The 26,634-nt window shown below is 42.5% G+C and carries 28 protein-coding genes; 9 read left to right on the forward strand and 19 right to left on the reverse strand.

Going from position 1 to position 26,634, the window contains the following annotated elements; genetic code table 11:
- Nucleotides 1-58: 58 nt before the first annotated feature.
- From IGI96_RS17300 to IGI96_RS17310, 3 genes are all read right to left on the reverse strand, one after another.
- A complete protein-coding gene (locus tag IGI96_RS17300; protein ID WP_270288023.1) occupies nucleotides 59-1,408 on the reverse strand; it encodes a PFL family protein in 1,350 nt (449 codons plus the stop codon).
- Between the two features lie 8 nt (nucleotides 1,409-1,416).
- A complete protein-coding gene (locus IGI96_RS17305; protein WP_005230142.1) occupies nucleotides 1,417-1,683 on the reverse strand; it encodes an ACT domain-containing protein in 267 nt (88 codons plus the stop codon).
- Nucleotides 1,684-1,786: 103 nt separating this feature from the next.
- Nucleotides 1,787-2,449: a 2,3-bisphosphoglycerate-dependent phosphoglycerate mutase gene (locus IGI96_RS17310; RefSeq protein WP_270288024.1), complete on the reverse strand. Its 663-nt coding sequence runs from the start codon at nucleotides 2,447-2,449 to the stop codon at nucleotides 1,787-1,789.
- Nucleotides 2,450-2,864: 415 nt separating this feature from the next.
- On the opposite strand from IGI96_RS17310, the gene IGI96_RS17315 reads away from it, so the two are divergent.
- From IGI96_RS17315 to IGI96_RS17325, 3 genes are read left to right on the forward strand one after another with little or no spacing between them, the layout of a single operon-like run.
- On the forward strand, nucleotides 2,865-4,346 hold the full coding sequence (locus tag IGI96_RS17315) for an ABC transporter substrate-binding protein/permease (protein ID WP_438785391.1): 1,482 nt from the start codon (nucleotides 2,865-2,867) through the stop codon (nucleotides 4,344-4,346).
- Nucleotides 4,339-5,061, forward strand: coding sequence for an amino acid ABC transporter ATP-binding protein (locus IGI96_RS17320; RefSeq protein ID WP_005230134.1), 723 nt, complete (start codon nucleotides 4,339-4,341; stop codon nucleotides 5,059-5,061). Before IGI96_RS17315 ends, IGI96_RS17320 begins: the two co-directional genes overlap by 8 nt.
- Before the next feature lie 17 nt (nucleotides 5,062-5,078).
- Nucleotides 5,079-6,233 carry a pyridoxal phosphate-dependent aminotransferase gene (locus tag IGI96_RS17325; RefSeq protein ID WP_115232426.1) on the forward strand — a complete coding sequence of 385 codons (1,155 nt, stop codon included), beginning with the start codon at nucleotides 5,079-5,081 and terminating at the stop codon, nucleotides 6,231-6,233.
- 133 nt (nucleotides 6,234-6,366) lie between these two features.
- Here the strand turns inward: IGI96_RS17325 and IGI96_RS17330 are convergent, their stop codons facing one another.
- Both IGI96_RS17330 and IGI96_RS17335 read right to left on the reverse strand, forming a co-directional pair.
- Nucleotides 6,367-7,074 carry a DUF4811 domain-containing protein gene (locus IGI96_RS17330; RefSeq protein ID WP_005230129.1) on the reverse strand — a complete coding sequence of 236 codons (708 nt, stop codon included), beginning with the start codon at nucleotides 7,072-7,074 and terminating at the stop codon, nucleotides 6,367-6,369.
- Nucleotides 7,071-8,549 (reverse strand): MDR family MFS transporter, encoded by a 1,479-nt coding sequence (locus tag IGI96_RS17335; protein ID WP_015509856.1) that lies wholly within the window; start codon nucleotides 8,547-8,549, stop codon nucleotides 7,071-7,073. Before IGI96_RS17335 ends, IGI96_RS17330 begins: the two co-directional genes overlap by 4 nt.
- A gap of 137 nt (nucleotides 8,550-8,686) precedes the next feature.
- Here IGI96_RS17335 and IGI96_RS17340 point away from each other — a divergent pair, with 137 nt between their 5' ends.
- The 3 genes from IGI96_RS17340 (at nucleotide 8,687) to spxB (ending at nucleotide 11,906) form a co-directional block, all read left to right on the forward strand.
- Entirely contained in the window at nucleotides 8,687-9,172 is a 486-nt protein-coding gene (locus IGI96_RS17340; protein WP_005230125.1) for a MerR family transcriptional regulator, read from the forward strand.
- Nucleotides 9,173-9,352: 180 nt separating this feature from the next.
- Entirely contained in the window at nucleotides 9,353-10,045 is a 693-nt protein-coding gene (locus tag IGI96_RS17345; protein WP_015509858.1) for an N-acetylmannosamine-6-phosphate 2-epimerase, read from the forward strand.
- A 127-nt stretch (nucleotides 10,046-10,172) separates the two neighbouring features.
- Nucleotides 10,173-11,906 carry a pyruvate oxidase gene (gene spxB, locus IGI96_RS17350; protein ID WP_270288025.1) on the forward strand — a complete coding sequence of 578 codons (1,734 nt, stop codon included), beginning with the start codon at nucleotides 10,173-10,175 and terminating at the stop codon, nucleotides 11,904-11,906.
- A 79-nt stretch (nucleotides 11,907-11,985) separates the two neighbouring features.
- Here the strand turns inward: spxB and IGI96_RS17355 are convergent, their stop codons facing one another.
- Nucleotides 11,986-12,114 (reverse strand): hypothetical protein, encoded by a 129-nt coding sequence (locus tag IGI96_RS17355; RefSeq protein WP_005236316.1) that lies wholly within the window; start codon nucleotides 12,112-12,114, stop codon nucleotides 11,986-11,988.
- Between the two features lie 409 nt (nucleotides 12,115-12,523).
- Here IGI96_RS17355 and IGI96_RS17360 point away from each other — a divergent pair, with 409 nt between their 5' ends.
- Both IGI96_RS17360 and IGI96_RS17365 read left to right on the forward strand, forming a co-directional pair.
- Nucleotides 12,524-13,069 (forward strand): NfeD family protein, encoded by a 546-nt coding sequence (locus IGI96_RS17360; RefSeq protein WP_016611105.1) that lies wholly within the window; start codon nucleotides 12,524-12,526, stop codon nucleotides 13,067-13,069.
- A gap of 25 nt (nucleotides 13,070-13,094) precedes the next feature.
- On the forward strand, nucleotides 13,095-14,549 hold the full coding sequence (locus IGI96_RS17365; protein WP_270288026.1) for a flotillin family protein: 1,455 nt from the start codon (nucleotides 13,095-13,097) through the stop codon (nucleotides 14,547-14,549).
- A 78-nt stretch (nucleotides 14,550-14,627) separates the two neighbouring features.
- Here the strand turns inward: IGI96_RS17365 and IGI96_RS17370 are convergent, their stop codons facing one another.
- From IGI96_RS17370 to IGI96_RS17380, 3 genes are all read right to left on the reverse strand, one after another.
- On the reverse strand, nucleotides 14,628-15,197 hold the full coding sequence (locus tag IGI96_RS17370) for a sugar O-acetyltransferase (RefSeq protein ID WP_074932619.1): 570 nt from the start codon (nucleotides 15,195-15,197) through the stop codon (nucleotides 14,628-14,630).
- Nucleotides 15,198-15,219: 22 nt separating this feature from the next.
- Nucleotides 15,220-15,732, reverse strand: coding sequence for a cyclophilin-like fold protein (locus IGI96_RS17375; RefSeq protein WP_087627590.1), 513 nt, complete (start codon nucleotides 15,730-15,732; stop codon nucleotides 15,220-15,222).
- 122 nt (nucleotides 15,733-15,854) lie between these two features.
- Nucleotides 15,855-16,826 carry an alpha/beta hydrolase gene (locus IGI96_RS17380; RefSeq protein WP_213357375.1) on the reverse strand — a complete coding sequence of 324 codons (972 nt, stop codon included), beginning with the start codon at nucleotides 16,824-16,826 and terminating at the stop codon, nucleotides 15,855-15,857.
- Nucleotides 16,827-17,163: 337 nt separating this feature from the next.
- Between IGI96_RS17380 and IGI96_RS17385 the strand changes: the two genes are divergently transcribed.
- Complete coding sequence (locus tag IGI96_RS17385) at nucleotides 17,164-18,048, forward strand: LysR family transcriptional regulator (RefSeq protein WP_375838682.1); 885 nt, start codon at nucleotides 17,164-17,166, stop codon at nucleotides 18,046-18,048.
- A gap of 88 nt (nucleotides 18,049-18,136) precedes the next feature.
- Here the strand turns inward: IGI96_RS17385 and IGI96_RS17390 are convergent, their stop codons facing one another.
- The 10 genes from IGI96_RS17390 to IGI96_RS17435 form a co-directional block, all read right to left on the reverse strand.
- Entirely contained in the window at nucleotides 18,137-18,550 is a 414-nt protein-coding gene (locus IGI96_RS17390; protein ID WP_034858575.1) for a VOC family protein, read from the reverse strand.
- Nucleotides 18,551-18,866: 316 nt separating this feature from the next.
- A complete protein-coding gene (locus IGI96_RS17395; RefSeq protein WP_270288027.1) occupies nucleotides 18,867-19,325 on the reverse strand; it encodes a DUF3788 family protein in 459 nt (152 codons plus the stop codon).
- 48 nt (nucleotides 19,326-19,373) lie between these two features.
- On the reverse strand, nucleotides 19,374-19,838 hold the full coding sequence (locus tag IGI96_RS17400) for a hypothetical protein (protein ID WP_270288028.1): 465 nt from the start codon (nucleotides 19,836-19,838) through the stop codon (nucleotides 19,374-19,376).
- A 58-nt stretch (nucleotides 19,839-19,896) separates the two neighbouring features.
- Nucleotides 19,897-20,199, reverse strand: a complete 303-nt coding sequence (locus tag IGI96_RS17405; protein WP_438785392.1) for an antibiotic biosynthesis monooxygenase family protein — start codon at nucleotides 20,197-20,199, stop codon at nucleotides 19,897-19,899.
- Nucleotides 20,200-20,365: 166 nt separating this feature from the next.
- Nucleotides 20,366-20,740 (reverse strand): hypothetical protein, encoded by a 375-nt coding sequence (locus IGI96_RS17410; protein ID WP_016611094.1) that lies wholly within the window; start codon nucleotides 20,738-20,740, stop codon nucleotides 20,366-20,368.
- A gap of 269 nt (nucleotides 20,741-21,009) precedes the next feature.
- The gene (locus IGI96_RS17415; RefSeq protein ID WP_016611093.1) at nucleotides 21,010-21,993 is read right to left on the reverse strand and encodes a serine hydrolase domain-containing protein; all 984 of its coding nucleotides are present in this window, start codon (nucleotides 21,991-21,993) and stop codon (nucleotides 21,010-21,012) included.
- Between the two features lie 141 nt (nucleotides 21,994-22,134).
- Nucleotides 22,135-22,686, reverse strand: a complete 552-nt coding sequence (locus tag IGI96_RS17420) for a CDP-alcohol phosphatidyltransferase family protein (RefSeq protein ID WP_123833709.1) — start codon at nucleotides 22,684-22,686, stop codon at nucleotides 22,135-22,137.
- Between the two features lie 128 nt (nucleotides 22,687-22,814).
- Nucleotides 22,815-23,507 carry a M23 family metallopeptidase gene (locus tag IGI96_RS17425; RefSeq protein WP_034858573.1) on the reverse strand — a complete coding sequence of 231 codons (693 nt, stop codon included), beginning with the start codon at nucleotides 23,505-23,507 and terminating at the stop codon, nucleotides 22,815-22,817.
- 323 nt (nucleotides 23,508-23,830) lie between these two features.
- Nucleotides 23,831-25,804 (reverse strand): FtsX-like permease family protein, encoded by a 1,974-nt coding sequence (locus tag IGI96_RS17430; RefSeq protein ID WP_438785393.1) that lies wholly within the window; start codon nucleotides 25,802-25,804, stop codon nucleotides 23,831-23,833.
- A gap of 3 nt (nucleotides 25,805-25,807) precedes the next feature.
- Complete coding sequence (locus IGI96_RS17435) at nucleotides 25,808-26,566, reverse strand: ABC transporter ATP-binding protein (protein ID WP_010749611.1); 759 nt, start codon at nucleotides 26,564-26,566, stop codon at nucleotides 25,808-25,810.
- Nucleotides 26,567-26,634: the final 68 nt, after the last annotated feature.

Raw genomic sequence — 26,634 nt, forward strand, 5'->3', positions numbered from 1 at the left:
ATTTTGGTCGGTCTTTTAAAGGTCATTTTATCATATTTTCCTAGTAAAGGAGTACAAATTAATTTTTGAATGAATGGATCGGAGCGGGAATACGTCCCCCACGTAAAATGAAATCAGTAGACTGTGCAGGATTGGTTTTCATCACTGGTGCCGTCCCTAATAATCCACCAAATTCAATGCGGTCGCCGATTTTTTTGTCTTTCGCTGGAATGATTCGGACAGCTGTCGTCTTGTGGTTGATGACGCCGATCGCTGCTTCATCCGCAATCATTGCGGCGATCGTCTCAGCAGAAGTATCTCCTGGAATCGCAATCATATCCAAACCGACAGAACAGATCGCCGTCATGGCTTCAAGTTTTTCTAAATTCAATAAACCAGTTTCTACAGCCTTGATCATCCCTGCGTCTTCAGAAACGGGGATAAAGGCACCCGACAGCCCCCCAACATGATTACATGCCATTACGCCGCCTTTTTTTACTGCATCATTTAACAAGGCCAAAGCCGCTGTCGTTCCGTGGGTACCGACAGATTCTAGACCCATTTCTTCTAAAATCAATGCCACACTATCGCCGACTGCAGGAGTTGGCGCCAGCGAAAGATCGACGATCCCGAATGGAACGCCCAAGCGCTCTGAAGCCACGCGCCCGACCAATTGCCCCATCCGCGTGATCTTGAAAGCTGTTTTTTTGACTGTTTCCGCCACGACATCAAAGGACTCGCCTTTGACTTTTTCCAAGGCACGTTTGACGACACCAGGTCCGCTGACACCAACGTTGATTTCCACATCAGCTTCACCGACCCCATGAAAAGCCCCCGCCATAAAGGGATTGTCTTCCACTGCATTCGCAAAGACGACGAGCTTCGCACAGCCCATATCTGATGCCTCAGCCGTCTTCTTGACTGTTTCTCCCATCAGACGTACTGCATCCATGTTGATCCCAGCTTTCGTTGATCCAATATTGACCGACGAACAGACAAAATTGGTTTGAGCCAAGGCTTCTGGAATCGATTCGATCAATGCAAGGTCGCCGCCTTGATAGCCTTTTTCTACTAGTGCGCTATAGCCGCCGATGAAATTGACTCCGACTTCTTGCGCCGCTCGATCCAAGGTCTTCGCAACTTTGATACAGTCTGCGGGTGTCGGCTGGCAAGCTGCCACTACAATCGCTACAGGGGTAACCGAAATCCGCTTGTTAATGATCGGAATGCCATATTCACTTTCGATCTCTTCGCCGACTTTGACAAGATCTTTCGCTTTTGTTGTAATTTTTTGAAAAATTTTCTCACAGGTACGATCAATGTCGGCGTCAATACAATCCAATAATGAGATCCCCATTGTGATGGTACGAATATCTAAGTTTTCTTCTTCCACCATGCGAATGGTTTCAAGTATTTGATTTGTCTCCATAGTGCCTCCTATAATTTGTGCATGGTATCAAAAATCTCTTGATTTTGAATACTGATTTTTACACCTAATGTACGACCAATTTGGTGAAGCTCCTCACGAACACCATCAAAATCTTGATTGGCATCCATGTTTAAAAGCATCATCATCGTGAAGTAATCTTCCATGATCGTTTGGGACACATCTAAAATATTGATTTCTAATTCTGCTAATTTCTGGCTAACACCAGCAATGATCCCAACCTTGTCTTTTCCAATAACGGTTAATACGGCTTTCATATCCTCCCGCCTTTCATAAAATTTTTCTTATTATAGCACAACAAAACCACATTTTCGATGTAACATCAAACGAAAATGTGGTTTATTCTTTAAATGTTCGTTATTACGCCCGTTCAATCAAGTTTGCTTGGCTATCAAACTCATAAATGATCGGCTGTGCGTTAGGAATATCGATCGTATCCATGGCATCTTTTGGCACGTCTTCCAAGTATTTGACTAACGCCCGCAAGCTGTTCCCATGACCAGTAATGAGAATATTCTTATGATCTTTAAGTAACGGAACCACCTGGTCTTGCCAAAATGGGACTACTCGCGCCACCACCATCCCCAGATTTTCTCCCTTAGGTATCAAGCGAGGGTCTAAAGAATCATAGCGTCGGTCTAAATCATTTTCCTCCACATATAAAGGCGGTTCATCATATCCACGTCGCCATTTTTGCACCTGTTCTTTTCCATACTTTGCCACCATCTCATCTTTATTGACCCCTACTAATTGGCCATAATGACGTTCATTTAGGCGCCATGTTTTTTTCACAGGAACCCAAAGCTGATTGCTGGCTTCCAGAACGGCATCGCAAGTGATGATCGTTCGCTGCAGCACAGATGCAAAGGCAAAATCAAAGGAAATCCCCAATGCTTTGATCTGTTCCCCCGCAGCCCAAGCTTGTTGTCGGCCTTTTTCGGTCAGAGAAACATCCAGCCACCCTGTCCAGTAATTTTCAAAATTTGCTTCGCTTTCACCATGTCGAATCAATACGACCTTCATTCTATCGCCTCCTCTTCTCTTTTATTATCGCAAGAAATCCAAAAAATGTCTTATGTTTCGTTTTTGCCGCTTTTTTTCAGACAACTTTTTATTTTGTCATTGCAGATTCTGTTTCTCGTTTAAGCGAAGCTGCTTTCTTTCTTCATTATCCGTTATTTTCTAAGCATCCTTTCAAATAGATGGGTATAGAAAATGGCTGCTGCTCCTTTTCCACTTTCTTCTTCCTTGGATTGCAAATAATTTGAATAAATGGTTTTACGCTCTACAACAATTTTTGACTTTTTTTCTCTGACTTATTGACTTCAACTGATGTTATGCTATGATAGTTTCTATCACTTATATGTATTTTTATACATTTATTAGTTATTATTTGCATTTTTAATAGATGCGCAGAAAAAGTTAAAGGGGCGTTTACATGAAAAGGTTTAGTAAGGGTACTGTTTTATTAGGGATCATCACAGCGTTGCTGCCGTTTTTCTTTGTCGGACAAGCACATGCAGAAGAAACCGATCCAATCTATGAAAAAGTCAAAGAAAATGGTGTATTGGTCGTGGGTTTATCTGCCGATTATGCACCATATGAATTCCGTGCCAATGTTGATGGAAAAAATGAAATCGTGGGGATCGATATCTCGATTGCCCAAAAAATTGCAGATGACTTAGGGGTCGATCTGAAAATTGAGGAGCTTGGGTTCGACGCGCTGTTAGGGGCTCTAAAAACGGGTAAAATCGATGTCGTCATCTCTGGGATGGCTGCTACGGATGAGCGCCGTAAAGAAGTCAATTTCACTGACACCTATATGGAAGTCCAACAGACCGTCCTGGTTCGAGCAGAAGACGCGGATCGTTTCCAATCGACGGCTGATTTTGATGGTGTAGCTGTCGGTGCACAACGACAAACCACACAAGAAGAGCTGGCAAATACAGAATTGACTGGCTCGACCGTCACCTCTTTGCAAAGGGTGCCTGATTTGATCACCAATCTAAAATCACGCAAGATCGATGCGATCGTGATGGAAGGTCCCGTCGCCGAAGCTTATGTGACGGCGAATGATACCTTGGCATTAGCCGAAAATGTCACGTTTGAAAACGGCGTGAAGGAGACCGCGATCGCCATCTCGAAAGAAGCGCCAGTTTTACTGGAAAAACTCAATTCCTCCATTGAAACTATCATTAGTAATGATCTTTTAAGCCAATACAAAGAAGATGCCTATCGATTGATGTTTACCGAAGAAGGCACGATCGATGAAGAGCAAAGCTTTTGGGAAAAATATCTGCCTTTTTACATCACTGGAACTGGCTATACGATCTTCCTAGCCTTGGTTGGGGTATTATTCGGCTCTATCGGTGGCAGCTTATTAGCCTTTATGAAGCTTTCTAAGTCAAAAGCACTGAAAGTCATTGCCGCTGTCTATATTGAATATGTTCGGGGAACACCTTTGTTAGTACAAATATTTATTGTATACTTTGGAACAGGCGTGTTAGGCTTAGAGCTTTCGAAATTAGCTGCTGGCTGTATTGCCTTAGCACTAAACAGTGCCGCCTATGTGGCAGAAATCATTCGTGCTGGGATCAATGCCGTCAATAAAGGACAGCTGGAAGCCGCTCGTTCATTAGGAATGAATCAGATCCAAGCGATGCGCTTCATCATTTTCCCGCAAGCCATCAAAAACATCTTGCCTGCTTTAGGAAATGAATTTGTCACGGTCATCAAAGAGTCTTCGGTCGTATCGGTAATCGGTGTGTCTGAACTGATTTTCCAAACAGGCGACGTTCAAGGGGCCAGCTTCAAACCATTTTTACCATACGTTATCGTATCATTGATCTACTTTGTATTGACCTTCGCCCTCTCACGTCTATTGGGTGTTGCTGAAAGGAGAATGAAAACTAGTGATTAAAGTTGAAAAATTAGTGAAAACATTTGGCGAGAATACCGTCTTAAAAGAAATCGATCTTGAAGTGACACCTGGTGAAGTCGTTGTGATCATCGGACCCTCAGGAAGTGGGAAAAGTACTTTCTTACGCTGCTTGAATCTTCTTGAACAGCCGACTGGCGGGAAAATTACCTTCGAAGGCAATGATTTATTGGCAAAAGGGGTGAAAATCGATCAGATTCGTCAAAAAATGGGAATGGTCTTTCAAAGCTTCAATTTATTCCCTCATAAAACGGTGTTAGAAAATCTGACTATCAGCCCGATCAAAGTCAAACAGCAAGAGCAAGCTGCTGCCGAAGAGACAGCGAAAGGATTGCTGGAGCAGGTTGGCTTAGCTGAAAAAGCGGATAGTTACCCCTCTAGCCTTTCTGGCGGGCAGCAGCAACGGGTGGCTATTGCTAGAGCATTGGCAATGGATCCTGATGTAATGCTCTTTGACGAACCAACCTCAGCATTGGACCCAGAAATGGTTGGAGAAGTGTTGACGGTCATGCAAGCTTTGGCAGAAAAAGGCATGACGATGGTCGTCGTTACCCACGAAATGGGCTTCGCTAAAGAAGTTGCCGATCGTGTCATCTTTATGGCTGACGGTATCATTCAAGAACAAGGAACACCAGAACAAATCTTTGAGCATCCGCAAAATGCGCGGACACAGGATTTTTTAAGCAAAGTTTTATAGAAATTGGAGATGACAAAATGAACCGTCCGTTGATTGCAGAACGTTTTTTACAACCAGAAGAAAATCTTTTAATGGAGATCGCCACTCTTGCGAAGAAAACCCCAAATTTGATTGATTTGTCGATTGGTGATCCTGATTTGATTACAGATGCGACAATCATTGATGCAGCTTTTGCTGACGTCAAAGCGGGTCATACAAAATACACCGCTTCAGACGGTAGTGCTGATTTTATCCAAACCGTCGTTGATTTTTATCAAAAGCAATACCAGCTTACTTTTTCTCCTAGCCAAGTACGAGGAACTGTCGGTGCATTGCATGGCATGTACTTAGCTTTGGCTGCCATCATTGATCCCGGTGATGAAGTGATTATTCACGAACCGTACTTTTCGCCTTACAAACAACAAGTCGAACTAGTCGGTGGTGTGCCAGTCTTTATTCCGACCTTTGAAAAAGATGGCTTTCAAATCGACGTCGAGGTTTTAAAGGCCGCTATCACTGAGAAAACCCGTGCAATCATTATCAATTCACCCAACAATCCTACTGGTGCTGTTTTTTCTCCAGAAACTTTTGAAAAAATCGCAGCAGTTGCCATTGACCATGACTTACTAATCCTCTCAGATGAAGTCTATGAAGCCTTTTGCTTTGATGACACCTTTGTACCGATGGCAGCCTTCGCACCTGAGAACACCATCACATTCAGCAGTTTCTCAAAAGCCTTTGCCATGACAGGCTGGCGGATCGGTTACATGATCGCACCTGAATCGATCAATCTTACGGCAAAACTGATAAATGAGGCGATCGCCTATTCGGCACCAACTCCTTCACAACGGGCAGGTATTTACGCATTGAATCACTATGATACCCTCGTGCCGCAAGTGGTTGCTGTCTTTAAGGAACGACTGACTTACATTGAACAACGGGTTGCTGAGATCCCGTTCCTTTCCCTATCCCCAGTCAAAGGAAGCATGTATGCCTTCATCAACATTGAACAAACGGGGTTGGACTCTGTCAGCTTTGTCGAGAAATTATTAAAGGAAACCAGTGTGCTGATGATTCCTGGGAAAGCCTTTGGAGAAACGACCGGCGATGGCTATGTTCGCTTAGCTGCCACCCAATCGTTGGACTTATTGAAAGAAGCTTTCGACCGGATTGCCGCGTGCTCATTTGATTAAAGAGAATCCCACTCACTTCTAGTGTGTGGGATTTTTTTTGGTGGTAGCCGTTTTTCAAAAGTATCACGTTCCATATAAAAAGGGACAGAAGAATCCGATTTGATTCTTCCCTCCCCTGACTATCTGCTCGTTTTTACTTTTTTGCTTCTTCCAGCAGTTTTGCCATCGCTTCTTTTTGATAAGCTTCTGTCAATTCAGCGATTTTTGCTTTTTGGGCTGCCTCATCCATCGTTGGATCAGCCATTAATGCAGCTTGCATTTTTTCTTGGACATAGGCTTGTCCTTGTGTTTTCATAGTGTCTGCTTGTTCTTTCGCTAAAGAAGCCAGTTTTTTTGCTTGATCCACACTCAAGACTTCCCATGAATCTGGTAATGAGAACGTATTGGTACGGCTGACATATTGGCCATCGTTATCAGCGATTCCGAACAAGAAGCGTGATAGGTCACTTTTATAAACCCAGCGCGTCGTTTTTGTTTCTAATTGAGCTGAATCAGCCCCTGTTTCCACGACATTGGTCACTTTATCAGTACCAGTTTGTTTTGGTTCCTCTTGATCAGCATCCGTTTTATACAGGTAGATTTTTTCCGTACCATCTCCTAATGGCTGATACAATAGCAAATCAAAATTCTCGTTATCGGCACTAGAAACCAGTGGGGTTGTTTTAGCAGTCGTTTCTTTTTCCATTCCAAAATGATAGGTCAAATTGGCCATCAATGCGACGACACTTGCCACGAAGACTAGACCTAAGACCAATGATAAACCTGTTTGCAGCTTGTTTTTGGCAAAGACATTCAGTACTGCAAACCCTAACACGCTAAGAACGATCAAAAGCAAGATCATTTGTCCGCACCTCCTTCAAGAACCGTCAATCGTGGTTCTTTTTTCTTTAAGGAGAAGGCGATCAAGAATCCTAAGAAGCTAAAGACCGCTGCCACATAAAAGGCGGCATGGTAGCCAGATAAAGTCGCTTCAATTGCTTTTTCTTTGTATGCCAAAGGCGTTGCATCCAGCAAAGAATCACTTGGCAAGTTGCCCTTGGTGACGTTTGTCAAGACACTGATCAAGATAGCCGTACCAATTGAGCTGGCTACTTGACGGAACGTATTGTTTACCGCGGTACCGTGACTGATCAAATGACCAGGTAAGGCATTCATTCCTGAAGTCGTTACTGGCATCATCACCATTGAGATCCCGAACATCCGAATCCCATAAAGAATGATGATATGCAAAATCGGTGTATCTTTTGTTAAGAAAGCAAATGGTAAGGTTGCGGCAGTCAAGATAAACATCCCGGTGATAGCTAAACGTTTTGCACCATACTTATCAAAGATCGCACCAGTGATCGGCATCATGATCCCCATGATCAACGCACCTGGCAATAACATCAATCCTGAATGAAACGCTGACTCACCACGAATGTTTTGGATATACAATGGGAGAACCATTTCAGCACCGATCATCGCCATATTCGTGACCCCTGAAAGGATCGACGCCAAGGTAAAGGTCGTTGATTTGAACACGCGCAACTCTAAGAACGGATGCTCAATGTGCAATTGACGCCATGCAAAGAAAGCAATGAAAAAGACACCGGCTGCTAGAAAACCGATTACTTCAATACTGCCCCACCCTTTGTCGCCGACGCTTGAAAAGCCATAGAGCAATGTACCAAAACCAAGGGTTGATAAAATCGCTGAGAACAGATCGATTTTCGGATGCGACAATTCAATCACACTCTTCATTAGAAAGAGCGCTAAGACTAAGACTAAAACGACGATCGGAATGACCATTCCGAACAAATAGCGCCAGTCATAATGATCAATGATCCAACCAGATAACGTTGGGCCTAAGGCTGGTGCTAACCCAATAACGATTCCTGACATGCCCATGGCTGAACCGCGTTTTTCTGGTGGGAAGATCGACAACATGATATTTTGCAAAAGCGGCATCGAGATCCCTACACCGGCAGCTTGCACTAAGCGGCCAATCAATAATGTAGAAAAGTTCGGTGCAGCAAAACAAGCGATCGTTCCAGCAAGGAAGATGCTCATTGCCGTTAAGTAAAGACTTCTCGAGCTGAACTTGTTGATCAGCCATGCGGTGATCGGGATCATGATCCCATTGACCAGCAAGAAACCAGTGGTCAGCCATTGAACATCAGATGCTGAGATGTCAAAGGCATCCATCAAAGTTGGAAAAGCCGTTGTTAACAATGTTTGGTTCAAAACAGTACAAAACGTACCGATCAGCAAAACCATGACCAGTAAAGAACGGTTATAAGGTTTGCCGTAGATATCTAAAGGACGACTCGTTGACATATTTCACACTCTTTTCAGTATATTTTTCATAAAACCTTCTTTACTTTAAATCTTTCCCTAACATTTGTCAACCTACTTGACATAAAAGTAAAACAAGTTACAATATTAACAAATACCTTTACAAGAATGGAGTCCGTATGTCTCATCTTTTTCGAAAACTCGTTGATAATGAAAACTTGTTGGTCGGCATCAGCGAACTTAGCCAAATGTGTGATATCTCCCCTCGCCAATTGCGTTATTGGGAACAAAAAGGATTTATTCAATCGGTCCCACAAGAAGAAAATGCCCCACGAAAATACCGACTGCCCACGGTCGTCAAAGTGGAAATGATCAAAACGTTTTTAGATGAAGGCTTTACGTTGGCCAAGGCTGTTGAAAAAGCGGACAAAAAAATCAAAACCGCCCATCATATTCGCAAAGTGTTTTCTGGGGTTTTACAAAATTTAGAAGTCATCAATGAACGCTTTACGATCATCAGTCTGGGACCAGTAGATGACGAAGGAAAAATCCTCCATATCATTCACGATGAAGAAACAGAACGATTGCAATACGAAGTGCTGCCTGCTAATCAAACGATCGATTTTGAAAAGTTCAAGCAATGCACGTCAAAACAAGCAGAATAAAAAATCTGCCTAGCCTATTCGTTACGTGCAGCAAGTATCCATGACAATGATGCTTGCTGCACGTTTTTTGAATGTCTTGCCTTTGATTCAAAGAGGTGTTGATTCATTTACAAGCAAAAAACCTCATGATATAGTCGAAGGGAGAAACGAACCTTTAGTAGAATGGGAAGTGTCATATAAATGGAAAAAGAAGTCTTTACCCAACAAATCAAGGGCGGGTTGATTGTTTCTTGTCAAGCATTGCCTGGAGAACCCTTGTATACCGAAAACGGCGGTGTTATGCCCCTATTGGCAAAAGCAGCTCAAGAAGCTGGAGCTGTTGGCATCCGTGCCAATTCCGTTCGCGATATTCGCGAAATCCAAGCCGCTGTTGATCTGCCGATCATCGGAATCATCAAAAAAGACTATCCACCTGAAGAACCATTTATCACAGCGACCATCAAAGAGGTGCACGAATTAGCAGCTTTACAGATTGCGGTGATCGCTTTGGACTGCACCTTGCGCAAACGTCACGATGGCTTGACGGTCAATGCCTTTATCAAACAAATCAAAACTCTTTATCCCCATCAACTACTCATGGCAGATATCGCCACCTATGAGGAAGGCATCAATGCCTTTGAAGCGGGCGTCGATTTTGTTGGTACAACTTTGTCCGGCTATACGGCGAATAGTCCCACCATTGACGAACCAGATTATCAATTGATCCAGCAATTGGTTGCGGCAAAGGTTCCAGTGATAGCCGAAGGCAAGATCCACACCCCGAAACAAGCAAAGAAAATCCAAGATATGGGTGTGACGGGTATCGTGGTTGGTGGTGCCATCACCCGACCAAAAGAGATCGCCAGCCGATTCGTGCAAGAGCTGCGCAACTGAGTCGTTCATTTCCTAAAATAAGTCTTTCACTGCGCCTTGTGACAGAAGGCGCATTCTTTGTTGACTTTTTGAGAAACGTTTATACTTAAAAGAGAACGAATGACAACAGAGAAAGCGAGTGAAGAAAATGACAAAAATCAATGCTGGTACAGCAATGATCAAGGTTTTTGAAGCTTGGGGCATCGACCATATCTATGGAATCCCCGGTGGCTCTTTCAACTCAACGATGGATGCTTTGTACCATGAACGGCAATCGGTCAAGTATATTCAAGTACGTCATGAAGAAGCAGGTGCGCTGGCAGCAGCGGCTGATGCCAAGCTAACGAGAAAAGTCGGTGCGGTTTTTGGTTCTGCTGGTCCGGGTGCCACCCATTTGATCAATGGCTTATATGATGCTCAAATGGATAACGTGCCCGTCGTTGCCTTGTTAGGACAAGTAGCTTCGAGCTCGATGAACTACAATGATTTTCAAGAAATGAATGAAAATCCGATGTTCGCTGATGTCAGTATCTACAATCGCACGGTCATGTCCCCTGAAAGTTTGCCCCACGTGGTGGACGAAGCCATTAAAGCAGCCTACAAATTTAAAGGAGTCGCTGTGGTAACGATCCCGGTCGATTACGGGTTTGCAGAAATCGACGAACAGGAGATTGCAACCGCAAAAAATCATAAGACAGGTGTTCTCCAGCCTGATGAAGAGGATTTACAAGCTGCCCTTCCTTATTTTGAACAAGCAAAAAAACCCGTCCTTTATATCGGACAAGGTCTCTTTGGTCATTTTGATGCCATCGATGCTTTTTCTAAGCATTTCTCGATGCCTATCGCAGCTTCTGTCTTAGCCAAAGGCATCGTGCCTGATCTTTATGAAAACTTTCTTGGATTTGCTGGACGGGTTGCGACAAAACCTGCCAATGAAGCTTTGGCAGAAGCCGATCTCATCGTTTTTGTCGGCAGTGACTTCCCTTTTGGCCGCCGCTTTTTCAATCCTGGTGCCAACTTTGTCCAAGTTGATATCGACGCCTCGAAATTTGGTCGTCGTCATCAGACGGATGTCTCCGTTTTAGGAGATGGTGCGACTGCTCTTAGAAAATGGACAGAGATGGCAGCCCCTCGTCCTGCAGATGCTTGGTTAAAAGCCAATCAAGAAAACTGTCGCAATTGGCATGAATGGCGCCATCGTTTTTACCATGATTCGCAAGAGCCTTTGCGTCCTGAACCTGTCTATCGAGAAATCAACCGGATTGCAGCTCCTGATGCTCTGTTTGTCACGGATGTCGGTAATGTGACGATCCACAGTATCCGTCATTTAGAAATGACGGGTGAACAGCGTTTTACAACGTCTGGCTGGTTTGCGACAATGGGTAATGGTGTACCTGGTGGGATCGCAGCTCAATTGAGCTATCCGAATCGCCAAGTATTTACCTTTAGTGGGGATGGCGGTTTTGCGATGCAAATGCAAGACATCATCACCCAAGTGAAATATGATTTGCCAATCATCAACGTGGTCTTTTCCAATGACTCATTCGGCTTCATCGAAGCGGAGCAAGAAGATACCGAGCAAACCAAGTTCGGTGTCCAACTAGCCGGTGCTGATTTTGGTAAAGTTGGGGAAGCATTAGGTGCGAAAGGCTTTACGGTAACGAAGGAAGAAGAATTAGCATCCGTCTTTACACAAGCTAAAGAAAGCCACGGACCTGTGGTGATCGATGTCAAGATTGCTAACGAACGACCTCTTCCTGTCGAAGAACTGAAACTTGATCCGAACCGCTTCAGCGCTGAAGAAATCGCAGCTTTTAAAGCAAAATACCAAGTTCATGATCTGCCAGCTTTGAGTGAGTTGTACGTGGATTCTCAAGAGTAAATAAAAAAGAGAGAAAGACAGAAATCCTGTCCTTCTCTCTTTTTTTTCATCAACCATTTCATGTTTCTAATGCATCGCCTTACTTATTATAGATTTTCGGGCCTTTACGCATGTTTTTTCGATCATTTTTTGGGGATTCCATTTTTTTTGAACGGCCGCCGCCTTGTTTTTTCTTGATTAGCTCTAACATTTTTTCTTTTTGATCCATCGATTCCACCTCTATTTCTTAGCAATACTGTCGGTTGAAAAGAAGTGTTCCTGACTTCTTTTATGTTTGCGAACAACTACCTTCGATCTATGGTAATAGAAAATAAAAGCTGCCTCTTACGATTCAAATCATCTGCAGCTGATTTTGTCTTTTTCTAGTACCCTGATTTAATCTACTTGGATTTTCCTGGTTTGTCAATGGCTGATGAAAAAAAGCTGATTTTTGATCGGCTCTTTCAAGAAAAACAAACCTCCCTTTGTTGTACTATTTGTTCAATTTTACTATTTTATTTAAGTTTTTTTATTATTTATTGGTATAATTATAACAGAACACCTATTCCGTTCTTTTCCTTCCCTCGTTCTTCTTTCGATTGTTTCTTAGCTTTCATTGTTCTTACAAATCACTCTATTTGAAAGGAGGTGGATACGTGCTGCACACTTACGCACCTGATCAGATTTATTTGTATGTATTGATTGGCTGTGCCATTTTAGCCTTTTTGCTGCTTCTGTTTGGCGATATCTTCGATTTTGATGGTCCAATTGATCCGATGTTGATCATCCCCTGGTTTGCCTTTACGAGTCTTTTCGGTTACTTAGGGGAAACTATTTTCCCAGGCTATTCGATGATGCTTTTCATTGGTAGCGCTTGTCTTTCTACAGGGCTCGTTTTTCTCTTGAATTTTTACGTGCTGATTCCCATGAGGAATGCTGAAGCGACGCTTTCGAGTTCCGAGAAAGACTTTGAAGGTCGAATCGCAACGGTGCTGACGCCGATTCCTTGTGAAGGAATGGGTGAAATTCAACTCACAAGTGTCACTGGTTCAAGTAATCGTCCAGCCTCGGCTTTTCAACCAATCGATGAACCATTAGCAGCAGGATCAAAAGTGTTGATTATTGAAGTCAAAGAGCGTATTTGCTATGTCGTTCCCTATACAGAAAAATTTTTGGACAACTAAAATAAATCACTAAAGAGGTGCATCTATGGATATTTTCTTATCACCAATTGTCTTTCCGATCGCAATCGTGGCGTTCATTTTACTGATGCTTTTGATCATCTTTGTCACGAAATATCAAACAGCCAAGCCCGATGAAGCGTTGATTATCAGCGGAAGTTACCTTGGCAACAAAAATGTTCATGCGGATGAGAGCAATAACAAAATCAAAATCGTGCGTGGTGGCGGAGCCTTTGTTTTGCCAGTGTTCCAACGATCAAACCGAATCAGCTTACTTTCCAGCAAGCTGGATGTTTCAACACCAGAAGTGTATACAGAACAAGGAGTTCCCGTTATGTGTGATGGAACTTCCATTATCAAGATCGGCTCATCCGTAGAAGAAATCGCAACGGCAGCGGAACAGTTTCTAGGAAAAACCCGTGAAGAATTAGAAAATGAGGCACGAGAAGTCTTGGAAGGTCACCTGCGTTCGATCCTTGGTTCGATGACCGTCGAAGAAATCTATCAAAATCGCGACAAATTCAGCCAAAGCGTGCAAGAAGTGGCCTCTGTCGATCTAGCGAAAATGGGCTTGATTATTGTCTCCTTTACGATCAAAGAAGTACGAGACAAAAATGGCTATTTAGATTCTCTTGGAAAACCTAGAATCGCTCAAGTCAAACGGGATGCTGAAATTGCGGAAGCTGAAGCGCTGAAAGAAACCCGCATCAAAAAAGCCCAATCGGAACAAGAATCGCAAACAGCGGAATCAAAACGCATGACCGAAATCGCTGAAGCATTGAAGGAAAAAGAATTGAAGTTGGCGCTTTATAAGAAAGAACAAGACATCGCCAAAGCCGATGCCGATCAAGCCTATCATCTGCAAAGTGCCATCATGAAACAAAAAGTCCGAGAACAAGAGATTGAAGTTGAAGTCGTTGAACGACAAAAACAAATCGAATTGGAAGAAAAAGAAATCTTGCGTCGTGAACGCCAATTTGATTCTGAGATCAAGAAAAAAGCCGATGCCGATCGTTATGCGCTTGAACAAGAAGCATTAGCGAAAAAAGCGTCTGCGTTAGCAACCACTGAAGCTGAGCAGTTTCGAACAGAGTCGTTGGCAAAAGCTGAAGCCGATAAGATTCGTCTGATTGGTTTGGCAGAAGCCGAGACGACCTTGGCGAAAGGAACGGCGGAAGCTGAAACGAAGGAAAAAATCGCTGAAGCCTTCAAGAAATATGATGAAGCAGCGATCCTTAGCATGATCGTTGAGATCATGCCGCAATTAGTCAAAGAGGCTGCCGCCCCATTAGGCAATATCGATAAAATTTCGGTCGTTGATACAGGATCAGGTGAAGGCGGCGGTGCCAATCGTGTCACCAATTACGCCACCAATCTCTTATCGACCACACAAGAAACTTTGAAAGAAACCCTCGGTCTGGATGTGAAATCGTTAATCGAAAACTTCGCCGGTTCCAATACGAGCGAGCCGCATCAAGAATAAGAAAACCGCTGTTCGTCTTCATCGCTTCAAAAGCGACAAGGCGAACAGCAGTTTTTTTCTTACTCATTGCTATTGTGCTTACTCAGTGACCTCTTTGACATAGTTTGCAGGTACACCAGCCACGATCGTGCGCTCAGCGACATCTTTGGTCACCACTGCCCCAGCAGCAATGATTGCATGGTCACCGATGTTCACACCAGCCACGATCGTTGCATTTGAGCCAATCCAGACATTCTTCCCAATCGTAATGGGGGCTGGATAAAGCGTGCTACGATCTTCAGGGTGAAGGCCATGATTCAAGGTAGCTAGAACAACGTTATGCCCAATTAGGGTATCATCACCGATCGTGATCCCTCCTTGGTCTTGAAAATGACAACCGGCGTTAAGAAACACCCCTTTGCCAATTTGGATGTTTTTGCCATAATCTGTATAAAAAGGCGGAAAAAGCGAAAATGTCGGTTCAACTGCTTTCCCAGTCAATTGAGCAAAAAGTTCTTGTAATTCATGAGGTTCATGATAAACCGTATTGATTTTCATGGTCAATTTTCTCGCCTCAGCACTCAAAGCCATCATTTGTTTTGAAGCTTGCGAACCGGCAAGTAAGGGTTCACCACTTGCCATAAGTTTGTTTAATTGATCGATCGTCATTTGTTTTTCTCCTAATCATTCGTTACTCACGAGTATTTTCTAGCGAAAAGACAACCTCCACGTCTTCTCCCCCCAACGCTTCTCTTAATCCTGCTGGATCTTCAATAACGCCGATACGACTATAGCCACCATAAGAATTGGTAAAGGTCTGATAAAACAGCACCAACGTATGACTATTCCAGCTCATGATTTCTCCTTCGTGAATGATCTCCGGCCGTTCTGTAGTCATTTCTGGCAAATTCTCAGAAAAACGATAATATTTCTCGTTGTTGTTCAAGTCACTCATTGTCAACGTGAAGGGCATTTGATTCATTAGGTATTCAGACGCCTCATTTTCATAAAACTTCGCTATAAAATCCTGTTGACCAACCGTAATGACGACAGCTGTTGCTGATTCAATCGTCGGTTGATCATGATCCTGACTTGCCTCAGAGGAAGTTTCGCTGGCAGACAGCGCATGCCTCTCCTCTGTTCCACTTGTCCCACAGGCACTTAGTAGGAACAGCAAGACAGCAGGGATGAGTTTTATCAACATGGCTTCGCTCCTTTCTGCTGATGATTCGATGTAGCGGCGGGCAACGGAATGCTTATTTTCTAAAACACGACTGCTCAGCAGAAGATATGGGACTGAACAGTCGTGCAGCTGGTTGTTGCTGTTTAATTCAAATGCTCTTGGAAGAATTCGGTCATTTGGTCAAAAGGAATCACCTCTGTTTGGTCGTATAGATCAACATGCGAAGCATTAGGAATAATTGTCAGCTCTTTGTTATCACCTTGCAATTGCTCAAAAGCGTCTTGACTGAAGTAAAGTGAGTGGGCTTCTTCTCCATGAAGCAATAAAACGGCGCTTTGGATCTCATCAATGTAAGACAAAAGTGGCATATTTAAGAATGACAGCGAAGACGTGACATTCCAACCATCATTAGAGTTCAAGGAACGTTCGTGGTAGCCTCGTTCTGTTTTGTAATAATCAAAGTAATCCTGCATAAAGACCGGCGCATCTTCTGGCAGTGTATCTGGTACCCCACCTGCTCGTTCGTAGCTGCCATTGGCAAAATCAACTGTACGTTGGGCGTTCAGCTGCTGGCGCAATTCATGGCGTCCTTCAGCCCCCATTTCATCAAAATACCCTTGAGCATTGACTCGCGACATGTCATACATGGTGGCAGAAACAGTCGCTTTCACACGGGTATCGATGGCTGCGGCATTCAAAGCTAGACCACCCCAGCCACAAATCCCGATCAAACCGATTCTTTCTTCATCTACGTTTTCTTGGACAGATAGAAAATCGACGGCTGCTTGAAAATCTTCTGTATTAATGTCTGGGGAAGCCACATAGCGTGGTTCGCCACCGCTTTCACCTGTATAGGACGGATCAAAAGCGATCGTAACAAAACCACGCTCTGCCATCGTTTGCGCATATAGACCAGATGTCTGCTCTTTGACTGCTCCAAAAGGTCCGCTAACGGCGATTGCTGGAAGTGGTCCTTGCGCATCAATTGGTTCATAAAGATCCGCAACTAAAGTGATCCCGTAACGATTCTGGAAAGTCACTTTTCGGTGATTCACCGTGTCACTTTCTGGGAAAACTTTATCCCATTCATCTGTCAATGAAACATTTTCTGTCATCGTTTCTCCTCCTGAGCTGGCTTGCGGCTCTTCATTCGTCTCCTCATTATTGCTGCTACAAGCACCTAAAACCAGCGGTGCCAGCACAACTAAAGACACAAGGGCCTTCTTTTGCCAGTTTTTCATTTCATTCGCCTTCTTTCTCGGTCAACTATCCTGTACCTTAGGGCGATTCTCCAATGTTTCTCAACTGATCAAGGTGTGGATGATCGTTTTTTCTTGATCGCTTGAGCTATTTTTGGATAAACCTATTGTACTTGCCGCATCTTTCTATGTAAAATACTAATATCAAATACCCAACTATTCATATATAGCATAGAAAAAGGAGTATAGACCTATGGAATTAAAAAGTTTAACCACCTTTCTAACAGTTGCAGAAAAAGAAACGATTTCAGCTGCCGCAAAACATCTGCATCTCTCGCAACCATCCCTGTCACGACAGTTAATGGAGTTAGAAAAAGAATTAGGTGTCACGCTGTTCACCAGAGGCAATCGCAAAATTACGCTGACGGAAGATGGCCTCTTGTTTCGTAAGCGGGCGGAAGAAATTGTAGAATTGTTAGAAAAGACCCGTTCTGAATTTTTGTCGCCTCGAGATACGATTACCGGTAACGTGTCGATCGGTGCTGGAGAAACCTACGTGATCCAGATGTTGGGAAAAATCATCAAGGAGATTCAAGTTGAGTACCCTAACGTCAAATTTCATTTATTTAGCGGCAATGCTGACGAGGTCAAAGAACGGTTGGACAAAGGATTGTTGGATTTTGGCGTCGTGATCAGCCCCGTCGACGTCAAAAAATACCATTCCTTGCGCTTACCTGCCAGAGACACCTGGGGCGTCTTGATGCGAAAAGACAGTCCCCTTGCTAGTAACAAAGTCATCACACCAAAGGATCTCTGGGAGGTTCCCTTGATTACTTCACGACAAAGTCTGGTCAGCAGTGAGCTTTCTAAATGGTTGAAAAAAGACATGAACAAATTGACTGTCGTTGCCACGTATAATCTCGTGTACAATGCGTCAAAGTTGGTTGAAGAAGGCGTCGGCTATGCATTGACCCTCGACAAATTAATCAACTTCACCCCTGACAGTCCTTTATGCTTTAGAAAATTGAGTCCCACTCTTGAATCAGATCTTGCAGTCATTTGGAAAAACACCCAAGTTTTTTCAAAAGCCTCTGGACTTTTCTTGGAGCAGATGAAGGAACGCTTTATAGAGGAATGATTTCAAATAAAAAAAGATTTATCTCAAAACAATTATGAGATAAATCTTTCTTTACGTTTTTTTCTGATTCTTTTTGAATGTGAACTCTTTAGACACCGCCATCCTCCAAGCTTAGCAAATTTCCTTCTGGATCGCGGAAATAGGCAATATGAAAAGCTTGGTCCCCTTCCCCCAAAACGGTTTTACTCACTTCAAACACTACACCAGCATTGTTCATTCTCGTATAATCTTCTTCAAAATCCGTGGTGTGAAACGTTGCCGAAAGCGTATCAGATGAAATCCGATTATCCGAAATCGGATAGCCCTCCATTTGATCGATCACGGCATCCACTTGGAACATACCAAAAAAAGGCGCCTCCTCTTTCTTCGATGCAAAGCTTGTATAAGGACCTGACTCATCGCCATAAGTTGGTACCAAACCAACTTTTTCCGTATAAAAATGATAACACTTCTGATAGTCTCCTTTGACTTGAACGCAAGCTGTGATTCGTTGAATAGTCATTTGTCTTTTCTCCTTTTCCAATGTGTCTTCCATCAATTCAAAAGTAATTAAAGCATATTTTACCCATAATAGCATATTTAGCGAGTAAAATTTATTTCATTGTGAATTTTATCCGATAATCTAATCAAAATTAGCGTTGGTTTTCCCAAGAGTTACTTATATTAAAACCCAATCAGAGGAAAGGCGATAAACTTAGAGTCTTCTGATTGACTTTTACTTTTCTTAACCTAAAAAATGGGTAAACTATAACAAAGATTCCTTTTTGATAGATGTAATAAAATCAGACTATCCAAGTTAAATAAATCATACTCTTACTTTATTTACTTTTTTTGAACACGATCAATTCGGTGATATCTTCAAAGAGTGATGGATTAGCGACATCAAAAATCACAGAAAAAAACTTCATTTTCGTGCCATTAGTTGGCGCCTTAAGAATGGTTTCCTTTGTCTCATCGCTGACTGGTAAAGACAATAACTGTGTTCGGACTTTCTCGCTAAAGTGAAAGGAGACTTTGAAGAAGTCCTCCCACATCGAGAGCCAAAAAATTGGTTTCACTTTATTCGTTCCACGAGTCGTTGTCCATTTGTATTCGCCTTTTGACAACCACGCTTTTCCATCTTGGTAATAGCGCCAATCCATAAGAGAGATGCCCTCGTTTTCAAGGGTTTCGATAAAACGTTGATAAATGACATATCCTTCACCCAGAGATTCTGCAATCAGCTGCTCTGTTGGTTTCACGTTTTTGTCTCGAAACAATCGCTTTTTGCCTTCCATCCTTCCACTCAACTCCTTTGCGCTTCGTTTTTTAAGGTTTTCGCTACGTTACAATTTGATTTTGTTGATATCATCTGTGATGACCCAATCATCCATATTTTTTTCACGATTGTACTGAAATGGTGTTATTTCTTCTAATTCAGCGATTTCATAGACCGCTAGATACTTTTTCCCTGCCCATCGATCGACTTGTTTTTTCGATAAATTCAACTCTTTTTCATAGCGTTTTACAAAATCTATGGATTCTTCTTTCGTCATCTTTTCAGATTCAATCACGTTGGCAATGCTGCCCCGATGAGTGATGGTCAAATCGCCGCCGGTCTCCACAAAATACACAAGATCGTTGATTTTGGCTCTTCCTCCTAAAGGTGATTTTCTGCCGGCTGCCCCCCGAATGATCATTGTTTTGTCACCGTGAATCAGTTTCTCAAGCTCTTTGGCTTCCTTATTTAAATAGACCAAATGTTCTGCCCGACCGGCTTTTCCTTGATACCATTCTGCTGGTTTTGTCATAAGAAGTTCCTCTTTTCATATGAATTGTTTTTTGAGCTGTTCATTCCATAGTGGCTAGTTATTGGAACGTTTTTTTAATGGTGTATAGGTGAGAGGTGCAACTGTTTAGATTGATGAATGAATAAAACTTTTTTGCAAAGGCATTAGGCGTGCCGCATCGGGCAAATGTTTCCGCATCTTCTTTCGTTTCGAACTTGGTGATGTCCGCCCAAGTTTCTCCATCTACTAATAATTCAAAAGAAAGGTATCCTCTTTGTTTGGAAATGTATTCTCGGTTTAATTGTTCAACGACACGAACAAATTCCGCTGTTGAAACGCCTTTTTTTAATTTGTACGAATTATGAAAAGCAACCTGTGCCATCGGGGCTTCCTCCTTTTAGATTCCATCAAGTAATAGAGCGTTAAAAAAAAACTAACAGTTCTCCATTCAACCGTTCAAATGACTTTTTTAACGTCCGTTGTATTTCTACCCTGTCCTTTCTTAACAGTTGCAACAAAAAGTCCGTTCAGCAGGAGAGCATTTGGTACTAAAGCGAGCACTCAAGAACTTCCCCCAATAGTTTGTCGTGGGGAACGATCAAACATTTCTCCATTGCTTTCCAGTAACTTTCATACAACTTTTTTTGAGCTTTGCCATAATTTTCTTCGCTATCAAACTCCCAATAGTGAGCATATTTCACACATTTTATGACTCTCGTCAATGGATCTGGCAGGCGACCTTCCTTGATGGTCCTCATTTCTTTGATGTAATGGGTTCGTTTCATTAATCGAAAGAACAAAACCCCCTCCATGGCCTTCATTGCCTCTGTTGCTTCCTGCATGACTGCTTCAAAGGTCTCAACACTACTGGGTTTCACTTGATAGATACTGATTTCTGAAAACACCCCGACCGCTCCTTTCACTTGTGATTTTCTTCTCAATTATAGTATACCAAGTTTACGTCGTTGATAGTTTGGTCATTTTATTCATTTCTCATTTATCTTCCGTTTATTATTGATTTAGCCTCCTACCTGCGGGATCAAATTGCTAAATTATAATTTCATAAAAGGCTAGTAGCCGAGCTTTATCAGTAGGTCACCTGCCTGCCATAGTCACAAAAGGGATCATTAAGCTTTCGCCTACAAAAAAAGCAATCAACTTTTGACAGCAGACTGCTTTTTCTTAACGCTCATTAGTGCAAAAGGAACGGTTTTAGCTCTGTCTCGATAAAGTCGATGCGATCAAAGACAGTTGGCTTAAAATACGCCGTAATGGCGATAACAGTCTCTGATTCGGGATCAATATAAAGGACATTTCCACTATTGCCGATGGCGGCATAGGTGCTTTTCTCAGCATCCAAGATCCACCATAAATACCCATAACTCATATTTTGAAATTTCTCTATGTTTGTCTCTAGCGGATTGACCATTTCAGTGAGCCATTGTGAAGAAATCACTTGTTGTCCTTGATGGATGCCTTGGTTCAAGCATAGCTCACCGATTTTGGCTAAATCTTTTGCTGAAAGACAAAGCCCGTAACCTGCAGTGCCAATATTTAAAGGATCGCAAAACCAAACCGGTTTTTTTGGTGCCTTGCTCATCGTAAAGTGCTTATGCTCTTGTGCCGTTTCCGCATAATAATTGGTCAGTTCGGCTACACCAAGAGGTCGAAATAAATAATGGTTCGCATAATCAACGGTCGTCATTCCAGAAGCTTTCGCTAACAAACCAGTGAGGATCTGCAGACAAACGGTTTGATAATTGAATTCATTTGTCACCCCTTTTCTTCCTCCCAATAAATCAAGCGAGGCGCTGGTCCAGTCGTCACTCGAACAAACCTTTGTCCATGGATCACCTTTGCATTTATACGGGGCTCGCATCGTTAATAGGTGTTTGATCGTAATATCCTGAATCGTTTTTTCGCCCCGTTTTACTTGATAGTCTGGAAAATAATCGAGGACTTTGTCATTGACATTCCTGATGAGGCCTTGATCGATCGCTATCCCAACTAGTAGAGAAACGATACTTTTCGTAGCGGACATAAGGTGGCAAGTATCCTCTGGCTTATACTCATGCCATTCATCCGAGTAAACTTCCTTTCCATTTTGGTAGGCAGCAATTTGGCAAATATTAGGCTGGTTTTTACTGATACATGCATGCAGTTCTTGTCTATTCATTTGTGAAGTCTCCCTTCAAAGATAAGCATAATACCATTAAAAATTGTTTTCAATGTTATTTTTAAAATCGTTTTTGAAGGGTCTTTTAAAAGTCTATTAGCGATGAATACGCAAAAAAAAGCCCTCAATGATAGAGGCGCCTTACTTAAAACTTTCGAATATCGATTTTTGATTTCTATCCAGATTTTTTGAGAGGATCGTTATCAGCAATTCTTCTAATGCGGAAACAGTGGCGATGGTCCCCAAAATTAAGACAACAATTTTTGCAGGACTCACCATGAGCAGCAATGGGTAAATACCTAAAAGAAAACCGACTGCTTTGTTGAGCCATGTATGCAGACTACTAAAAGACCGATATTTTACATAGCCAATCAGATAACTGACAAAACGAATCATAGCAATCACTAGTAGCCAGACCCAAAGCGTATGTACCGCCAACAGCTGTGGTAGAAAAGAAAGAAAAACTGCGAGAAAAAAGCTTACATCTGCGAAACTATCTAGTAAGGCACCCACCTCACTCGTAAGATTCATCCTTCTTGCAAGCAGCCCATCGACGAGGTCGCTTAAAAAACAATAGGAATAGAGCAGCCAAAACCAGCCAGACATTGGCTGAAGGAATAGTAAAAGTGGTGCGAGAATCAGTCGAGAAGTGGTAAGGATATTGGGTAAATGATTCATTTGTTCTCCCTGCATTTCATTTTCTTCACAAATTTTGAAAACCTAAGATTATTTCACGTACTTAAAAGAAGTCCAAAGACTTTTAAACGTTTTTTCTTTTGAGCGACCTACAAGTCCTGATGCGAATGTTTCAAATCTGGTCCTTAGTCTTCCTTCAACAATCGTATCCGATCCGTACTACCTGGTATCCGATTCTGCACCTTTGTCCATCCCCCTGCTTGGTACACTTCATATTCTTCAAAGCGGCAAGGAAGACCTTTCGCATGAGCGATATCACTTGTGTCCATCACTTGAAAATGCAGATGAGGCGAAGTCGAATTTCCTGAATGGCCAACGTTTCCGATCACCATCCCTTTGGTGATGTTTTGTCCTACGGAGACAGTGACAGATCCTTTTTGCAGATGGACAAATGCCATATAAACGCCCTCAGAAGCTTTTATCACAATGTAGTTGCCAGCTATTTGTTGATAATCATCTTTGTGTTCATTAAAAAACAAACCATTTTTTACAGCGATCGAAAAATCTCTGATCCAGTGAACGATTTTCCGTTCCCGATAGCCATCTCTTGCAACAATTACTTCGCCATCACAAGGCGCATAGATTTTTTCGCCCCAACAATAACAGCTCTCCAGCGGAACCCCTAAGAAGAAATAGCTCAGAAAGCTTCGACTATGAAAAGCTTTGGTTTTCCCCTCAAAATTAACTTGTAAAAAATCAAAGGCATAACGCAACCCCATTCGATCGGTACCATGGCTAGGAATCTTCTCGGCTGGTGTAGTCGGCGCAAGCCACTCACCTCTTAAGGGGAATCCAATGGTTATCGGCTGCTCTTTCATAAGGCTTTCTCCTTTTTGGATCACATGATCTCTTTTATTTTGAAATGACTATCAATCGCGCGGCACTCTATACCCGTGCTTTACTCCTTTTCACTATAGGTCACCTAAGGCTTTTTTTCAACTCTAAAAAAGTGGGCTAGCGGGCGTGCCTATCAAAAAAACACCTCAATCATGTAGTGATTCCAAACTGTTAGACCAAAAATTCTAACTTTTGAGCGTCGCTTCATGGATGAGGTGTTCTTACATTTTATTTTTTTGTAGCTCTTGGCGGTGACGACTAATCCATCTAGCTATCGTCTGACAAAATAACATTTGTCCCCCCGCTACTGTTTGCGCTCCACCAATCGATAGTAGACTCTTGCGGTGATGAAATACACCAGCAGATAAATCATTGTAAACAACAGGACAGAAATAATCGTTACCGTGATCAATAAGTTACGATCCGTCAGACCAAAAAGAATCAGTAATTTTCGAATCATTGGTAAAGCAAACGCCAAATGGATGATCGCTGCCACCAAAGGAAATGAGAAGATCATCAAAACTTGCTGCTGGATCACTTGCTTGACTTCCTTATGGCTTAACCCAACTTTTTGCAAGATCTCGAAACGTTCTTTGTCCTCCATCCCTTCGGAAACTTGTTTATAATAAATGATCAATGCAGCAGCTAAAATAAAGATCACACCAAAAATCAAGCCTAAGAAGAAGAAGCCGCCTGTAAAGGTTTTTGTTTGAACTTCAAAAAGATCTTTTGACTGAACGCTAGCCTGAGCATCTGCTGCCAGAAGTTCGCTGCGAATCTCTTTTGCGATGGCTTCGCGATCGCTTGCTTCTGCTGCTTGAAAATTAAAGACTGTTGTTGTCACTGCTTGCTGGTAAAGTTGAAACTCTTCGTTCTGATACCAAGAGCTTAGCTTTTCGGCAAGCCACTGATCATCCGCCACGAGAACAAGATGCTGAACGGGGTTTTCTGTTTTCGTGAATGTTGGCAGTTCTTTCAATTCCCGCAAGCGAAATTGACGATCATCGATCGTCGTCTTTTCTGGTAACGCTTGATGCGTCCAGGTGGCAGGAAAAACGAATAGTTCGTCGTCAGCGGGTCCTGTTTTCCCGGTGATTTCATGGTATTCAGAACTGGTAAGAAAAATAAGATACACGGCTTTATCTAAACTACCGCTATTTTCTTCAAAAGTGGTTGAGGGAACAAAATTTGGTTCCTCAAAGGTAAAAAGCAACGGTCTTGTTGTAGTGACTTGTTGGCGCTCTTTGATCGTTAGCTTCTCTTCAAGTCCATCAATTGCTGTGTTGATTTGCAGGGAATCAGCCGCTGACTCAATTTGAACATCGTAAGGAAAACAGGTTTCGATCACATTCTTTTGTCCAAAATAAAGACTGGCGGTCGTAGCAACGGTCACTAACACCATCGTTGATAAAATACAAATACTTGCTAAACCAGCCGCATTTTGCTTCATCCGATACAACATGGTAGAGACATTGATAAAATGGGTCGTTTGATAATAATAGGTCGTTCGTTTTCTTAAAAACTGCAAAGCTTTGATACTGCCCGCAATAAACAACAAATAGGTAGCCAAGATTACGAGGACGACGGCGACAAAGAACAGGCCTAATGCACTAATGGGCGACTTGATCGTCACAGAGATCGTATAGCCTGCCACTAAGCATAGGACACCTAATAGTGCCAAAATACCTTTTGCTCGTGGTTCTTTTTCATTTCGCTTGCTTCCCTGCAGTAATTGAAGTGGATTGGTTTTGCGGACTTGCAGTATGTCAAATAAAAATAAACAACCAAAGACGAACATAAAATACAGGATCACCAAGCCAATGCTCTCAAATGACAGTTTGAAGACAAAGAACTCGCCTACGGCTAAGATTTTCTTCAGTATCAAAAATCCTAATCGTGCAAACAATAAGCCACTGATCAGTCCGGCGGCAAGGCTAATGAGAAAACTGTAAAAGAGTTCCCAAAAGACCACGAAGGCGATCTCACGTTTTCCTAGTCCTAAAACATTGTAGAGACCAAATTCTTTTTTTCGCTGCTTGATCAAAAAGTTATTGGTGTAAAAGGAAAAGATCGCCGCAAAAATCATGAGGATGATATTTCCTAAACGAAACATGAAGATGGCGCTTTGACTACTAGGAAGTTCCTTCATTCCTGGATTGTTCACGATGATTTGCGTCATCATCAAAACAGCCACCAAGAAACTCATAGATAATAAAAAGGGTGTGTAAGCTTTGGCATTTTTACGCAAATTGGAGAAGGCGATTTTTTGAAAGAACATTGGTTACTCCTCCTTTGCAAAGACAGCAGTCATTGTTTCGGCTATTGCTTCTAGAAAAGCGGTATTGCTGCGATCCCCTCGATACAGCTGGTGAAACACATACCCGTCTTTGATAAACAAGACGCGTTGTGCGCGACTGGCTGCGATCGAACTGTGAGTGACCATCACGATCGTCTGTCCATTTTGATTGATCTGTTGAAATAATGTCAGTAATTGATCAGAGGTTTTCGAATCCAGCGCTCCGGTTGGCTCATCTGCTAATAGCAGTTCCGGTTTTGTGATGATTGCTCGTGCGACAGCAACTCGTTGTTTTTGTCCGCCAGACAATTCATACGGATAGTGCTGCAATAAATCGGCGATCCCTAAAGTTTGTACGATAGGTTGAAGCTGCTTTTCCATTTGTTTGACGGAAACTTTTGATAAAACTAATGGCAATAAAATATTGTCTTTTACCGAAAAGGTGTCCAATAAATTAAAGTCTTGAAAAACAAAGCCTAAGTGATCCCGTCGAAAACTCGCTGCGTCTTTTTCTTTGATCGTGGTCAGATCGATGCCATTCAGCTGCATTTCACCCGCTGTTGGTTGGTCTAACGTCGCCATCAAGTTCAGCAACGTACTCTTTCCCGAACCTGATTCCCCCATGATAGCGACATATTCCCCTTCTTCTACCATAAAGGTAATATTTTTCAACGCTTCAACGGGTTGTCCGTTCAGCTGGCTTTGATAGATTTTTTTTACTTGTTGAATGTTTAAAAGTGTCATCTTGTTCCCTCCTTCCTTTTTAGAATAAGCTGACTGGCAGAAAAAAGCGACTTACAATAAAAACCGCA

It is taken from the genome of Enterococcus sp. DIV0421 (assembly GCF_051713745.1).
In the GTDB taxonomy this organism is placed as follows: Bacteria; Bacillota; Bacilli; order Lactobacillales; family Enterococcaceae; genus Enterococcus_D; species Enterococcus_D casseliflavus.